The organism is Arthrobacter sp. JUb119, assembly GCF_024807995.1.
Classification (GTDB): Bacteria; Actinomycetota; Actinomycetes; order Actinomycetales; family Micrococcaceae; genus Glutamicibacter.
The window spans coordinates 422213-437164 of the sequence record NZ_JANUFE010000001.1; the positions used below are offsets into that span (position 1 = coordinate 422213).

Consider the following 14952-nt stretch of genomic DNA (forward strand, 5'->3'; position numbering starts at 1 on the left):
TTTCGCATAGAGCAAACGCCAGTGCCCCAGACCTTTCGAGGTCGCGGGCACTGGCGTTTGGCGTAGGCGTCGCAGCGGCTATGGCAGGGTGAGAATTTCCGCGCCATCGTCGGTGACCAGCAGGGTGTGCTCGAACTGCGCGGTGCGCTTCTTGTCCTTGGTGGTCACGGTCCAGTCGTCTTCCCACATGTCCCATTCGACGGTGCCCAAGGTGAGCATCGGCTCGATGGTGAAAACCATGCCCGGCTCGATGGGAGTGTTGTAGGCCGGCGCCGCATCGTAATGCGGGATGATCAAGCCGGAATGGAAGGCCTCGCCGACGCCGTGGCCGGTGAAGTCGCGGACCACGCCGTAGCCGAACCGCTTGGCGTAGGTTTCAATGCTTCGGCCGATCACATTGATCTCACGCCCTGGCATCACGGCCTTGATGGCGCGCTTCAGCGAGTTTTCGGTGCGCTCGACCAGCAGGCGCGATTCTTCATCCACGTCACCGACCAGGAAGGTGGCGTTGTTATCTCCGTGAACGCCACCGATGAAGGCGGTGATATCGATATTGATGATGTCGCCATCTTGCAACACGGTGGTGTCCGGGATGCCGTGGCAGATGACCTCGTTCAACGAGGAGCACAGCGACTTGGGGAATCCGCGGTAGCCCAAGGTTGACGGGTAGGCGTTGTGATCCATGAGGAATTCGTGGCCAAGCCGATCGAGCTGGTCGGTGGTGGCTCCCGGCTGGCAAGCCTTGCCAACTTCCTGCAGTGCCTGAGCGGCAATCCTTGAAGCTATGCGAATGCGTTCGATGACTTCTGGGCTTTTGATTTCCGAAGCCGTGTTGCTGGCAGGTTCCTTCTTGCCAACGTATTCGGGGCGTTCAATGTGTTTCGGTACCGGAAGTTCCGGGGAGACCGTGCCGGCGGTGAGATTTCCAAGGGGTGCAGTTGAAGCAATAGCCATGCTTTAATTCTAGCTTCACGTATCTGCCGCTTCGCTAGGAGATAGCCGATAGAACAGGTGGTGTTGCACCTATTTTCCGCCGGTTGGGATACCGTGGAAGAAGCAGCAAGAATCGAGAATAGAGGAGTTTTCCATGAGCTCAGTTGGCACCCCGGGCGAGGGGCAGTACTGGTACAACGTCTCGACCAAGACCGTGGAGAATGGCCCGCAGTCTGATTGGTCGCAGTTGCTTGGCCCATATGACACGGTTGCTGAAGCCGAAGCGGCAATGGCGAAGGTCCAGGCACGCAATGAGGCGTGGGACGACGCAGAGGAAGACGACGAGTAGAAGTCAAGGGCACCGAGCCAGGCCGGTGCGGCGAATGGCAAAGCGGTGCGCTGCCACGATGGATGACATCGAGGCAGCGCACCGCTTTGCGATATGGCGTGAGCCGGCTTCTATTCCTTGAACTCGTACTCTGCCGAGGGGAAGGTGCCGGAAACCACGTCCTGGTGGTACTCGCGCACCGCGTTGCCGACAACCTCACGCAGATCAGCGTACTTCTTCACGAAGCGCGGGGTGCGGCCCCCGCCAAGACCCAGCATGTCCTGCCAAACCAGGACCTGTCCGGTGGTGGAATTGCCAGCGCCGATGCCGATGGTCGGCACCTTCAGCGCGGCATCGATTTTGGCAGCGACCGGGCTTGGCACCATTTCCATCAGGATGCAGAAGGCGCCTGCATCCTGCAATTGCACAGCGTCGTGCTTCATTTGCTCTACAGCGTCGCCACGGCCCTGCACACGGTACCCGCCCAATGCATGCTCGGACTGCGGAGTGAATCCGATGTGCCCGATAACGGGAACTCCGGCAAGGACCATGGCGCGGACATGCTCGGCGTATTGCGCGGTGCCCTCCATCTTGACCGCGTGGGCATGGCCCTCCTTCATCAGGCGCACCGCAGTGGCAACGGCCTGGGCAGGGGACTGCTCGTAGCTGCCAAACGGGAGGTCGGCAACGACCATGGCGCGTTTGGCCCCGTTGGCGACAGCTTTGGTGAACATGATCATTTCGTCGAGGGTAATCGGCAGCGTGGACTCGTAGCCGAGTACGGTATTGGCAGCGGAGTCGCCAACCAGCAGCATCTCGATCCCGGCCGAATCGAAAATCTCTGCCATCATTACGTCATAAGCAGTTAACATCGCGAATTTTTCGCCATTGTCCTTGGCCTGCTGCAAATGATGAAGTCGGATACGGGACGGGCCTTTTTCAGGGTTCCCTAGGTATGGTTGTGGCATGAATCGACTTTATCGCACTTGGACAGGGCGATGCTGATCGTTGGGACGGTTCTGAACCGATATAGTGTTGCCACAGGTCAATTTTCTTACCGGTTGTGATCAGCGCCGGATATCAGAATCCCAAAGGTGGTGGAAAATGGATCGTCAGCAGGAATTTGTACTGCGCACCATTGAAGAACGCGACGTTCGATTTGTGCGAATGTGGTTTACTGACGTCGTTGGTTCGCTCAAGTCGGTGGCGTTGGCTCCTGCTGAAGTTGAAGATGCTTTCGAAGAAGGTCTGGGATTCGATGGTTCCTCCATTGATGGACTGTCCCGGATCTCCGAGTCTGACATGTTGCTTCAGCCAGATCCTGCCACCTTCCAGATCCTGCCGTGGCGCGGCGAAGTCGAACCGACCTCCCGCATGTTCTGCGACATCCTGACCCCTGAGGGCCAGCCGTCCAATGCAGATCCGCGCCAGGTGCTCAAGCGCCAGCTGGCCGAAGCATCGAATATGGGTTTCACTTGCTACACCCACCCGGAGATCGAATTCTATTTGCTGGAGAACGATCAACTGGATGCCAATGGCCGTCCCCAGCCGATCGACAACGGTGGCTACTTCGACCACGTGCCAGATGGCGTGGGGCAGGACTTCCGCCGTGCTTCCGTGACCACGCTGGAAGCGCTGGGCATTTCGGTGGAGTTCTCCCACCACGAAACAGGTCCAGGCCAGAACGAAATCGATCTGCGCTACGCAGATGCCTTGCAGACCGCCGATAACATCATGACCTTCCGTACCGTCATCAAGGAGATGGCGATGCAGAAAGGCATCCACGCAACCTTCATGCCCAAGCCATTTGCCGACCATCCGGGCAGCGGCATGCATACCCACTTCTCCTTGTTCGAAGGTGACGCTAACGCGTTCTTCGAAGCTGGCCGCGAATACCAGCTCTCCGATGTGGCCCGGTCCTTCATCGCCGGCATCTTGCACCATGCGCCGGAAATGACCGCCATCACCAACCAGTACGTGAACTCGTACAAGCGGTTGTGGGGTGGAGGCGAGGCGCCGAGCCACCGTTCGTGGGGGCACAACAACCGCTCGGCACTGGTCCGCGTGCCGCTGTACAAGCCAGGCAAGGGACAGTCCGCCCGCGTGGAATACCGCGGTATCGACTCGGCAGCCAATCCGTACCTGGCCTACGCAGTATTGCTGGGCGCTGGGCTGAAGGGCATCCGCGAAGGCTACGAGCTGGAAGAGCCAACCGAGGATGATGTCTGGAGCCTGTCCACGGCAGAACGCCGCGCCTCGGGCCACGTTCCGCTGCCTGGCAGCCTGCACGACGCATTGCGCGCCATGGAAGAGTCGGAACTGATGGCCGAGATCCTCGGCGAGCAGGTATTCAACTCGTTCCTGTCGAACAAGCGCACCGAATGGGAAGAGTACCGTCAGGTCATTACCCCCTACGAACTGAACAAGTATTTGGGAATCCTCTAGAGACTTCGCCGCGTGAAGCTGCGCGGCGAAATGCGGGAGAACACGAGACACCATGCCGGAAGTACCCTCGCGAGCATTGCTCAACGCTGGCTTCAGCGACATCGAAAGGGCCAAGAAATTCCTTCAGGCCGAGGAACTGTCCCGGATTGATCCCAGCCTGATCGTGAGCAAGATGGCGCATGCGCCAGATCCGGACCAGGCACTGCTGCTGGCCCTGCGGTTGGTAGATCGGCACCCGGAAGTCATCGATATCTTCCTGGAGCCCGATAGCTGCCAAGGGCTCGTCAGGCTTCTGGGCAGCTCTTCTGCGCTCGGGGAGTTCCTCATGCGTTGTCCCGAGGCGCTGGAGATCGTCCGCCACGCCCCACCCGGTGAATTCGTACCCGTGCCCGCGGAACAGCTGGTCGAGGACTTGCTGGCATCGATCGAGGCCAAGCAATCAGACGGCGGGCACTGGGTCTCTTCCCATACCGGTGCTGAAGCGCGACAGCGCTTGCGCACCGCCTACCGCAAGGCCTTGCTCTCGCTGGCCCACCGGGACTTGGGTTCCACCCAGCCGCAGCGCATTCTGCCCCTGGTCGCCGCCGAACTGGCCGACATGGCTGGTGCCGCGTTGGAGGGGGCATTGGCCATTGCCCGGGCCGAAGCCGCCGAACAATATGATGCTGGCGACGTTGATCGGGTTAAGATCACCATCATTGGCATGGGCAAGTGCGGTGCACGTGAACTGAACTATATTTCGGACGTCGATGTCATTTACGCCCACGATTCCACGCCGGGAATCGATGACGACCTGGCCGCCGCGATCGCGACGGTGATCTGCGGGAACACGGCACGTGCACTGATGGTCCCTGGCCCTGAGCCGATGCTCTGGGAAGTGGATGCGAATCTTCGCCCCGAGGGCAAGGACGGGGCCTTGACCCGTACGCTCTCATCCCATGAAGCGTATTACCGCCGGTGGGCTCATTCATGGGAATTCCAAGCCCTGCTCAAGGCCCGCGCGATTGCCGGCGACAAGGAACTGGGACGCTCTTATGAGCGGATGGTTTCGCCAATGGTTTGGTCCAGTTCCGAGCGTGAGGGCTTCGTTGAATCCGTCCAGGCCATGCGCCGACGCGTCAGCGACAACATCGACAAGCAAGATGTTGCGTGGCAAATCAAGCTGGGCCCCGGTGGACTGCGCGATGTCGAATTCACCGTCCAGCTGCTCCAACTCGTCCATGGTCGAGTCGACCCCGCCATCCAGGTGCCAACCACCACCCTGGCCATCCAAGCGATGAGCGATATCGGCTACATCGGCCGTGATGATGCGACGAATTTCGATGACTCATACCGTTTCCTGCGCTTGCTGGAGCACCGGATACAGCTCAGCCAATTGCGCCGTACCCACTTGATGCCCCGGGCAGAAAGCGCCCAGCGCGTGCTTGCACGATCGATCCGTGGTGCCGGAGACCTGCAGCTCAGCAGCCCGGAGAAGCTGATGCGCCGCTGGAATGAAACCAAGCGCATGGTGCGTTCGCTGCACGAGCGTATTTTCTACCGTCCGCTCCTGGTCAGTAGTTCCAACCTCTCGGCCGATGATGTCAAGCTCACCGCCGAATCGGCGCAAGCGCGCCTGCGCGCCCTGGGCTATCTCGACCCGAAGGCGGCGATGCGGCACATTGAAGCCCTGACCGGTGGGGTCTCGCGCAGTGCGTCATTGCAACGGCAATTGCTGCCGGTACTCCTGGACTGGTTTGCCCGCGGGGTGGACCCGGATGCTGGATTGCTGGGCTTCCGCCGGCTCAGCGAAGCGCTGGGCAAGTCCCATTGGTTCCTCGGCATGCTGCGCGATACCAACGCTGCCGCCGAACGGCTGAGCCACTTGCTCTCCAATACGCGCTTCCTGACCGACCTGCTGGCCAATGAGCCGGCGGCGGCCGCTTGGCTGGGCTCCGACGCGTCCTTGACGCCGCAGACATTCGAGAACCTGCTGCAGCAGAACACCTCGATCATCCATCGCACGAAGCAGCCAGAAGCTGCCATCCGCATGATCCGCATGGTGCGCCGCCGCGAGTTCTTGCGTGTCGCGCTTGCCGACGGCGCCGGCCTGCTGACCGTTGACGAAGTTGGCGTAGCACTCTCTAACATCGACGCCGCCATGGTTGACGGGGTGCTGAAGGTCCTCTTGGCTGCTGACCAGGCCAAGAACGGGGAACATGCTGTCGTTTCGGTCATTGCCATGGGCCGCCAAGGCGGTCGGGAAATCGGCTACGGCTCTGATGCGGACGTCCTGTTCGTGCAGCGCCCGGTTCCTGGCGCCACGGCCCAAGCTGCTCAAGAACAAGCGCTTCGGGTAGTTACCGACCTGGTGTCGTGGACCGCCAAACCGTTGAAACCAGCCATTCCAGCTGAAGTGAAATTGAAAGTGGACTCGGATCTGCGCCCCGAGGGCCGCCAGGGAATGCTGGTCCGTTCTCTGGACGCCTACGCCACCTATTACCAGCGATGGGTGGAAATCTGGGAACGCCAGGCGTTGCAGCGTGCACGCCCGTTTGCCGGCGATGACCAGTTGGCTGAAGATTTCATGGAATTGATTAGGCCGGTGCGCTACGGCAAGGGACTGGACGAGTCGGAGATCCGGGATATCCGCAAGATCAAGGCCCGCGTTGAGTCCGAACGGCTCCCACGAGGTGCCGACCCCAACCGCCACCTGAAACTGGGACGAGGCTCGCTCTCGGACATTGAATGGCTGGTGCAGTTCTACCAGTTGCAATACGCCTGGAAGCACGAATCCCTGCGCACCACCTCGACGCTCCGGGCGTTGGAAGAGCTGGCGAAATTGGAGCTCATTGCGCAAGACGATAGCGAACTGCTGGCGATTGCTTGGCGGCTGGCTACGCAGATTCGCAGTGCTGAAATCATCACGTCCGGACGTTCCAGCGATGTCTTGCCGAGTTCGGCGCGCGATATGGAAGCCGTGGCTCGGTGGTGCGGCTATGAGCCGCACTTTGGCGTGGAACTCGAAGAGGACTACTTGCGTGCAACCCGGCACGCGCGTGGCATCTTTGAACTGCTGTTCTACGGCTTTGAGAACTAGGAACCGCGGTGGCCGTTGAAACGCTGCTGGAACGTACCTGGAGCCCGCTGGCTGCTTCATCCAGGCCGTGGCAACGCCGCGTGCTGCTAGGTAGGGGAGTAGCCCTGTGGAACGTTGCGTGCGCTGCCTTGCTCCGTTGGGAAGTCAAGACACGCAGCGGGTTCAGGCTTCAGCCGCAGTTGCCGGTCGCCGTGGGCCAGCAACCCTTGATCACCATCGGTGTCGGACCGTTGCGCATCCATGAACCTGTGGAGGTCGTTGACGTCGTTGCGGAAAGTGATTGGGTAGGGTTTTCCTACCGGACGCTGCCGGGGCATCCGGTTCAGGGTGTGGAAGCTTTCATTCTTGAACGCGCGGACGAGCAAGTTTTCCTGCTGATCAGGTCGGTCACGGCACCTTCTGATGTGCCTGCTTGGCGTCGAGTCTTCAAGGCGCTGCTCCTGGCGCAGTGGGTGACACGTCAGCGTTACCTTCGTGCGCTGAAACCTTAGTCCGCAACCGGCAATTTCCTGCGCTTCCCGCCGAAACAGGATGCTGGGGGACTAGGGTGGGGATTGTAATCTCTACGCGAATAATGAGTGCAGGGGAGCTTCGAAAATGCTGGACCCAAAGATGCTGCAGGCTGCCATTGATCAGTCCTTGCTGGCCCTGGAATCCAATGACAGCGGACCATTTGGCGCGGTGGTAGTCCTTGACGGAAAAGTCGTTTCCGCTGGCTACAACTCGGTGGTGGGTAGCCAGGATCCAACGGCGCACGCCGAAATCAATGCCATCCGCGCAGCGGGACAAGCACTGGGAACCTTCGATCTGTCGCAATGCGAGCTCTACACCAGCTGCGAGCCATGTCCCATGTGCCTGGGTGCCATCTATTGGTCCCGCTTCGAGCATGTCTACTACGCGAATACGCGCGACGAAGCCGCGAAGATCGGCTTCGATGATGATTTCATTTACAAGGAGCTTGAGCTTCCCATGAGCGAGCGGAAAATTCCGTTTACCAAGGTTGAAGATTCCGGTGCGCTCAGGGCATTTGAGCTTTGGGAAGCAAAGAGCGACAAGCAGGAATACTAGTACTTGTTATCGGGGCGGCACTTGCCCTGAGCGCGATGGCCGCCCATGTGCGGGCCCGCACTGATGCTTAAACAGAGGAGTCCGCACAAGTGCCAGAACATAGTTCTTGCGCTTTGTGCAGACTCCTCTGCAAACTACACGGGGCGATGCCCCGTCAGCTGATTAGCAACCGTAGTAGAGCTCGAACTCGTATGGGTTCGGGCGCAGGCTCAATGGCTTGATTTCGTTTTCACGCTTGTACTCGACCCAAGTCTGGATCAGGTCCTCGGTGAAGACGCCGCCTTCGAGCAGGAACTCGTGATCAGCTTCCAGGGCCTTGAGCGCCTCTTCGAGGCTTTCAGGTGCGCGCTGGATTTCCTTGGCCTCTTCGGCAGGAAGCTCGTAGAGGTCCTTGTCGATTGGCTCTGCAGGTTCAATGCGGTTCTTGATGCCGTCCAGGCCAGCCATCAGCTGGGCTGCGAACGCCAGGTATGGGTTCGAGGAAGCATCCGGAGCGCGGAACTCGATGCGCTTCGCCTTAGGGTTCGAACCGGTGATCGGGATACGGATACCGGCAGAGCGGTTGCCCTGCGAGTAAACCATGTTCACTGGAGCTTCGTAGCCCTTGACCAGGCGGCGGTAGGAGTTCACGGTTGGGTTGGTGAACGCGAGCACGGCGTCTGCGTGCTTCAGCAGGCCGCCGATGTACCAGCGTGCGGTATCGGACAGGCCAGCGTAGCCCTTTTCATCGTAGAACAGCGGTTCGCCGTTGGCCCACAGCGACTGGTGCACGTGCATGCCCGAGCCGTTGTCGCCGAAGACTGGCTTTGGCATGAAGGTTGCGGACTTGCCCCACGCGTCAGCGACGTTCTTCACGATGTACTTGAAGAGCATCAGTTCATCAGCGGAGTGAACCATGGTGTTGAACTTGTAGTTGATTTCTGCCTGGCCAGCAGCGCCCACCTCGTGGTGGCTGCGTTCAACCTCAAGGCCAGCCTTGTCCAGCTCGACGCAGATCGCGTCGCGCAGGTCAGCCTGCTTGTCAGTCGGTGCAACTGGGAAGTAGCCGCCCTTGTACGGGGTCTTGTAACCCTGGTTGCCGCCTTCTTCCTTGCGGCCGGTGTTCCAAGGTGCCTCGTCGGAATCGATCGAGTAGAACGCGCCCTGTGGCTTGGATTCGTAGCGAACGTCTTCGAAGATGAAGAATTCTGCTTCTGGGGCGAAGAACGCGGTGTCAGCGATACCGGTCGATTCCAGGTATGCCTCGGCACGTTCCGCAACGCCACGTGGGTCGCGGTGGTACGGCTCACCGGTGCGTGGGTTGATGATCGAGAAGTTGAAGGCCAGGGTCTTTTCCAGGCGGAAGGGATCGATGAAGCCGGTGGTGACGTCCGGGATCAGCTGCATGTCGGAATCAGAGATGCCGGCGAAGCCGCGGATGGAAGAACCATCGAAGAGCTGGCCGTTGACGAAGAAGTCGGCATCCACGGACTTGGCAGGCACGTTGAAGTGCTGCTGTACACCTGGTAGGTCGGTGAAACGGATATCGACGAACTTGATGTCCTCTTCGGCAATATATGCCAAGACTTCTTCTGGACTGGTAAACATGTGCAGGTGACTCCCTGGTGAGATATAAGGTTTGGTAAACGGAACCGGTAGCCGGAATGATCCGGCTGGTCCTCTTGCTTACGTATCAAGCTTACCTATAATCCATTTCTGAATGGTGTCTCTATTGTTTCCAACCTGTTACAAGCGGAGAATCCGGGCGTGTCGTATCGCGCTGATCTGCGCTGATTGCCTGCTGTAACAATCTGACTTGGATACTTGCTACCTGGTTATCGCGTTCTAACTGGCGCACAGAATCGCTGGATAGACTGTATTGGTGGAAAGAAAAGACTTCAGCTCGTGGCTTGAAGGGCCGCCGCAGCATAATACGCAACAATGGCCCGGGCAGGATATGGGGCGCCCCGAGAAGGGCCCCGGCTCCATTGCCAGATTCCCGCGACGGGTCGGTGCACTGCTCTTGGACTGGGGGCTCTCGATGCTGCTGAGCTGGTGGCTGTTTGACAGCCACGATCTGGCAACATTGAGCCTGTTCTGCGCCGGGCAGATCATCGGTGTCGGGTTCACCGGGCACACGATCGGGCACCGTACCTTTGGAATGCAGGTGCAGTCGCTGGATGGAACCGCAATCAAGCCGTTGCAAGGCCTGATTCGTTCCTTGCTGCTTTGCCTGGCTATTCCGGCCTTCGTCACCGACAAGGACCAGCGTGGACTGCATGATCGTTTGCCCAAGACCATCCTGGTGAATATCTCCTAGCAATAGATCCGGACAGCAAGAAAGAAGCCGCAACTAGAAATTCCAGTTGCGGCTTCTTTAGTAGTTGTCTTTAGCGTCCGCGCGTAGCGCGGCGGTTTGGACGGACGCGGTTCGGGTCTACGCCCTTGGGGATAGGCAGACGATTCGCGGTCAACGTGCTCAAGCGCTTGTCGATTGCGCTGACTTCCAGCTTCGTAATCGACTTTGGAAGCTTCTTCATTGCCTTGCCGACTTCAGCCAACGGAGTCTGGCCTTCTTCGGAACCAGCGTTGATGATGTGCACGGGAACGTTCGGCAGAACGCGGGCGATGCGCTTGCGCTCGGAAGAGGCAAGCTCACGAACCCGGCTCTTTGGTCCCTCAGTGACCAGGACGATGCCCGGGCGACCGATACCGAGGAACACCAGATCCTGGTGGCGGTTGTAGGCAACTGGTTCCTGCTTCAGGATCCAGCCGCGACGCAGCACGCTCATGGCGGCGCCGGCAGCGCCGGGGCGGCCCTCAAGCTGCGAGAACGCAGCTTTCTCTGCGCGGCGGGACATCACGAACATTGCAGCAAGGAGCGCCAGCGGGATTGCGATGATCAACATCGTGATCCAGTTTTTGATCAAGAAGCCGATGACCAAGCAGACAGCAATGACGGCCAAGGCTGCCAATGCCATCCACCACACGACCATCGGGTCATTGCGGCGAGTCATCTGGAAGACCTGGCCAATTTGCTTCAGGCGGCCCGGTTCTTTGTTCTTCTTCTCAGCTTTTGGTTTACGCGAAAACAAGCCACGCTTAGGCGCGGCTGCGTCGTTGTCGGAGTTTTTGGCCATAGTGCCTTAATTCTACGCGATGAAGTTGATAGTTCTAAGCCGAGCCGGATCGAACACGGCATTTTCAGCTGAATTGCCCATGGACGGGCAGTGGGAAAGCCCCGGAACCCTCGATGGATTCCATCAGGAGTTCCGGGGCCTTAGCCGTGGGGTCCACTGGACCGAGCTACTTGATCAGCGAAGCTGCTTCCTGGCGCGTGTTGCCCGAGGACTCGATATGTGCCAATGCCTCAGGGATTTCGCGGCCCTTCTTGCGCATGGCGCCGGCCCACAGGCGGCCAGCGCGGTAGGAAGAACGGACCAGCGGCCCAGCCATGACTCCGGCAAAGCCGAGTTCTTCGGCTTCTTGCTGAAGCTCCAGGAACTCCTGCGGGGTGACCCAGCGGTCGACTGGCAGATGCAGGTCGGTTGGGCGCAGGTACTGGGTCAAAGTCAGCAGATCGCAGCCTGCCTCATGGAGATCACGCATGGCCTCGGAAATTTCTTCTCGAGTTTCGCCCATACCCAGAATCAGGTTGGACTTGGTGATCAAGCCACGCTTGCGGCCATGGGTGATCACATCCATGGAACGCTCGTAACGGAAAGCCGGGCGGATGCGCTTGAACAGGCGAGGCACAGTCTCTACGTTGTGGGCGTAGACTTCTGGCTCCGAATCGCAGATGGTATCCAGGTTCTCCGGCTTGCCGCTGAAATCGGGGATCAGCAGCTCTACGCCGGTGCTTGGATTCATCTTGTGGATCTGCCGCACAGTCTCGGCATACAGCCAGGTGCCCTCGTCTTCGAGGTCATCACGGGCGACGCCGGTTACGGTGGCGTAGCGCAGATCCATCTTCTTCACGCTCATGGCGACCTTGAATGGCTCTGAGCGGTCAATTGCCAAGGGCTTGCCGGTGGCGATCTGGCAGAAGTCGCAACGGCGGGTGCACTCTGAACCGCCGATCAGGAAGGAAGCCTCGCGGTCTTCCCAGCACTCGAAGATGTTCGGGCAGCCTGCTTCTTCGCAGACCGTATGCAAGCCTTCGCTCTGTACGAGATTTTTCAGGCCAACGTATTCAGGGCCAATGCTCAACTTGGCCTTGATCCATTCTGGCTTACGCTCCACAGGTACGGCAGCGTTGCGCTTTTCTACGCGCAGCATACGGCGGCCTTCTGGTTCGACGCTCATTAAACAGCTCTTTCTTTGGTGAGGGCGTGACTGTCTAGACGACTTGAGGGGTGAGCAGACGCTCTATTTCGGTTTGTACGCGGTCAACGACGTCTTCGGGGGTGACGGTACGGCCGAGTTCTTCGGAAATGGTGGTGACACCTGCATCGGAGATGCCGCAGGGGATGATCTGTTCGTAGGCGGAAAGCGCGTTAGAGCAGTTCAATGCGAAACCGTGCATGGTGACACCGTGGTTGATGCGGATTCCAATGGCTGCGATTTTGCGGTCCTGAGCGCCATCTTTGCCCGGTACCCAGACCCCGGAGCGGCCCTTGATCTGGGCCGTCGGAATGCCTAGCTCGCTGACCACGTTAATCAGGGCTTCTTCCAAGGTCTCCACGTAAAGTCGGATTGCGCTGATCTTGCGTAGCTTGACGATGGGGTAGCCAATGAGCTGTCCCGGGCCATGCCAGGTCAACTTTCCACCGCGATCCACATCCACCACGGGGGTCCCGTCCATCGGGAGATCTTCAGGTTCAGTTCGCTTGCCTGCGGTGTAAACCGCTTCGTGCTCCAGGAACAGGACTTTTGGGGTTTGCGTGTCCGCGGCTACCGCATCATGCAGTTGGATTTGGTAATCCCAAGCTTCCATGTAGGGCACAAATTTTGAGCCTAGTCCGACTCGTTCGAATTCGATCGCCATGACGGCTAGCCTACGCTCTTGAACGATCGGTCGCTAATTCAGAGCCGTCGAACCCATCTGTGGATATCCAGCTTGCAATTTACGATTCTGGGTTACAACGGAGTCATGGATGATTCTACGAATGTTCTAGCGTGGCCGACAAGCCCCGGGCATGTCACGGTAAGGCCGCTAAGTTCCAAGTCACCGTGTAAAGTTTGGCTGATCCGGAGGGAAAGCGACCAGTTGTACCTCACGCTAAAACTTAGCCTGACTATGGAAAACATCACTTCGCTTCGCCAAGAGCAGGTAACGCAGTCAAGGAAATATGTCGTTGATTTCTACGGAACCCTGTCGACACAATTGGGCGAGGGGCTGGTTATGGAATATTGCCCCGGTGGCAGCGTGGCTGATCTTGTGGCAAGTCGAAGCGCCTTTGGCCTGGGGGAGTGCGTGACCGCTCTGGCACCCATCGCCCAGACGCTTTCGGTGATGCATGCGCAGGGCCAACGCCATGGAGACTTATCGCCGGCCAATATATTGCTCACTGCCAAGGGAATGCCGAAGATCATTGACTTCCAGGAATCAGCTTCAGCACGGCAGGCGCTCACCGGCTCCGGTACGCCAGGATTCATGGCCCCTGAAATGCAGGCCGGGGTACGGGAAAGCCAAGTTGGAGAGCAGGACGTGTTTTCGCTGGGCGCCTGCTTGTGGTTTCTCCTATCCGGACGGATTCCCGAAGAGGAACTGATGCGTCCACCGGCAAGCGTGATGTTCCCCGGAATCCCTTCGATCATTCATGAACTGTTGATCGATTCGCTGAATCCAGATCCGCAAGCACGACCGACCGCAGATCAGTTTGCTCGAACGTTGTTCGCAAGCTGTCCGGCAGAGCCCATCAGCTGGGAAGGGCATGTAGCTCCAGAAGCTACTCATCTGATGGAGACCATCCATCCATCCGCGGAACAGAATGCTGCGCACAAGCGCTTCAAGCGCCAGGCCGATACCGCAAGCAGGCAGCGAAGCCCCAGCCGCGATGACTCCTGGCATAGCCATCGATTGCGCCGGACCCCCGGGGCCGTGAAATTGGCCGGTGCCGCAGCACTGGGCTCCTTGGTTATTATCGGGAGCCTCGTGGGCGTCAATCATTTCCGTGCGGCTGTGGCCACCGAAACGACTGCGGCTACGGCAGTACCGTCAGCAGAGCAAAGCTGCAGAATTGAAGACGGGGCGCACGTTCCAGCTTGTGCCTTGAATCGGGACACCGTGATCTCTGCATTCCTCGCGCTTTCAAGAGAGCGCGATGAAGCGATGGGGCAGCTGGCGGGGGAGAAGCTCAAGGGGCTCTACACTTCAGGAGCGGAGCAGCTGCAACGAGATCTCGAAACAATCGATCAGCTTCGGAAAATGGGTTTGGAATTTGCGGGATTGCGCACGAGACTCACGGACGTCACGGTATCGGCGCGTGGGCAGGGGGACTCTGTCATTCTTGCTGCCACTTCTACCCAAGAGGAATACCGCTACGTGGATGCCCGCGGAGCCACGGTTCACGCCGTCCAGACCGCGCAGCCGCAACGCATCGAAGTGGAACTAGTGCTGGAAGACGAGCGCTGGAAAATTGGCAAGGTATTGCGCCGTTAAAAGCGAAACGGCGGGAGGTGCAACCACAGCTTGCTCCAAGCTGATGGTTGCGGCTCCCGCCGTCAATGCTAATGCTGATTAGTTCCAGAGTACCGCGATGGCGATGTTGATCAAGGCCATGCCACCCACGGCGTGAGCGATCCCCGTAGGAACTTCCTCGCCGTTCTTCATCTTCTTCCGGCCAAGGAACGCTGCCACCAAGATAATGATTGCAATCAGCGACTTGATTCCAATCTTCATGTGGTTTGGCGAACCGTCGCCAGCCTCGAGAATACCGACCATGGCCAGACCCGTTACGACCTGAACGATAGCGCCATACCACTGCCATACGGAGACGGTTGGAGTCTTGAAATTAGCAAGCCAGCCGCCGAAGATAGCTGCTGCACCCAAGATATGCACGAAAATCAGGATTGAAAGAAGAATAGTCATGATACTAGCCTAATCTATTTTCGACTGATCGTAGAAAACGCAGAATCGCCCCTGTCGAACCAACGACAGGGGCGATTATCTACCTAG

At 58.8% G+C, this 14952-nt stretch carries 14 protein-coding genes; 7 read left to right on the top strand and 7 right to left on the bottom strand.

Features of this window, described 5'->3' with window-relative positions; translation table 11 throughout:
* Window positions 1-78: 78 nt before the first annotated feature.
* Window positions 79-954, bottom strand: coding sequence for a type I methionyl aminopeptidase (map, locus tag M2368_RS02045; RefSeq protein ID WP_105656787.1), 876 nt, complete (start codon window positions 952-954; stop codon window positions 79-81).
* A gap of 133 nt (window positions 955-1087) precedes the next feature.
* Here map and M2368_RS02050 point away from each other — a divergent pair, with 133 nt between their 5' ends.
* Window positions 1088-1282 (top strand): hypothetical protein, encoded by a 195-nt coding sequence (locus tag M2368_RS02050; protein ID WP_105656786.1) that lies wholly within the window; start codon window positions 1088-1090, stop codon window positions 1280-1282.
* Window positions 1283-1392: 110 nt separating this feature from the next.
* Here M2368_RS02050 and panB read toward each other — a convergent pair whose 3' ends face one another.
* Window positions 1393-2229, bottom strand: coding sequence for a 3-methyl-2-oxobutanoate hydroxymethyltransferase (gene panB, locus M2368_RS02055; RefSeq protein WP_133834276.1), 837 nt, complete (start codon window positions 2227-2229; stop codon window positions 1393-1395).
* Window positions 2230-2365: 136 nt separating this feature from the next.
* On the opposite strand from panB, the gene glnA (M2368_RS02060) reads away from it, so the two are divergent.
* From glnA (M2368_RS02060) to M2368_RS02075, 4 genes are all read left to right on the top strand, one after another.
* On the top strand, window positions 2366-3706 hold the full coding sequence (gene glnA / locus M2368_RS02060) for a type I glutamate--ammonia ligase (RefSeq protein WP_105656784.1): 1341 nt from the start codon (window positions 2366-2368) through the stop codon (window positions 3704-3706).
* 52 nt (window positions 3707-3758) lie between these two features.
* The gene (locus M2368_RS02065) at window positions 3759-6785 is read left to right on the top strand and encodes a bifunctional [glutamine synthetase] adenylyltransferase/[glutamine synthetase]-adenylyl-L-tyrosine phosphorylase (RefSeq protein ID WP_402695980.1); all 3027 of its coding nucleotides are present in this window, start codon (window positions 3759-3761) and stop codon (window positions 6783-6785) included.
* An 8-nt stretch (window positions 6786-6793) separates the two neighbouring features.
* Window positions 6794-7276: a DUF1990 domain-containing protein gene (locus M2368_RS02070; protein ID WP_105661476.1), complete on the top strand. Its 483-nt coding sequence runs from the start codon at window positions 6794-6796 to the stop codon at window positions 7274-7276.
* Window positions 7277-7382: 106 nt separating this feature from the next.
* On the top strand, window positions 7383-7853 hold the full coding sequence (locus tag M2368_RS02075) for a nucleoside deaminase (RefSeq protein ID WP_105656781.1): 471 nt from the start codon (window positions 7383-7385) through the stop codon (window positions 7851-7853).
* 162 nt (window positions 7854-8015) lie between these two features.
* Here M2368_RS02075 and glnA (M2368_RS02080) read toward each other — a convergent pair whose 3' ends face one another.
* Window positions 8016-9440, bottom strand: a complete 1425-nt coding sequence (gene glnA / locus M2368_RS02080; protein WP_105656780.1) for a type I glutamate--ammonia ligase — start codon at window positions 9438-9440, stop codon at window positions 8016-8018.
* A gap of 274 nt (window positions 9441-9714) precedes the next feature.
* Here glnA (M2368_RS02080) and M2368_RS02085 point away from each other — a divergent pair, with 274 nt between their 5' ends.
* A complete protein-coding gene (locus M2368_RS02085; protein WP_400288256.1) occupies window positions 9715-10152 on the top strand; it encodes an RDD family protein in 438 nt (145 codons plus the stop codon).
* Between the two features lie 70 nt (window positions 10153-10222).
* Here the strand turns inward: M2368_RS02085 and M2368_RS02090 are convergent, their stop codons facing one another.
* From M2368_RS02090 to lipB, 3 genes are all read right to left on the bottom strand, one after another.
* Window positions 10223-10972 carry a DUF4191 domain-containing protein gene (locus M2368_RS02090; protein ID WP_105656779.1) on the bottom strand — a complete coding sequence of 250 codons (750 nt, stop codon included), beginning with the start codon at window positions 10970-10972 and terminating at the stop codon, window positions 10223-10225.
* Window positions 10973-11138: 166 nt separating this feature from the next.
* Complete coding sequence (lipA, locus tag M2368_RS02095) at window positions 11139-12137, bottom strand: lipoyl synthase (protein ID WP_105656778.1); 999 nt, start codon at window positions 12135-12137, stop codon at window positions 11139-11141.
* 34 nt (window positions 12138-12171) lie between these two features.
* Window positions 12172-12846, bottom strand: coding sequence for a lipoyl(octanoyl) transferase LipB (lipB, locus tag M2368_RS02100; protein WP_286134117.1), 675 nt, complete (start codon window positions 12844-12846; stop codon window positions 12172-12174).
* On the opposite strand from lipB, the gene M2368_RS02105 reads away from it, so the two are divergent.
* Entirely contained in the window at window positions 12838-14436 is a 1599-nt protein-coding gene (locus M2368_RS02105; protein ID WP_498723962.1) for a serine/threonine-protein kinase, read from the top strand. The genes lipB and M2368_RS02105 overlap by 9 nt on opposite strands.
* 78 nt (window positions 14437-14514) lie before the next feature.
* Here M2368_RS02105 and M2368_RS02110 read toward each other — a convergent pair whose 3' ends face one another.
* Window positions 14515-14865 carry a hypothetical protein gene (locus M2368_RS02110; RefSeq protein WP_105656775.1) on the bottom strand — a complete coding sequence of 117 codons (351 nt, stop codon included), beginning with the start codon at window positions 14863-14865 and terminating at the stop codon, window positions 14515-14517.
* Window positions 14866-14952 lie beyond the last annotated feature (87 nt).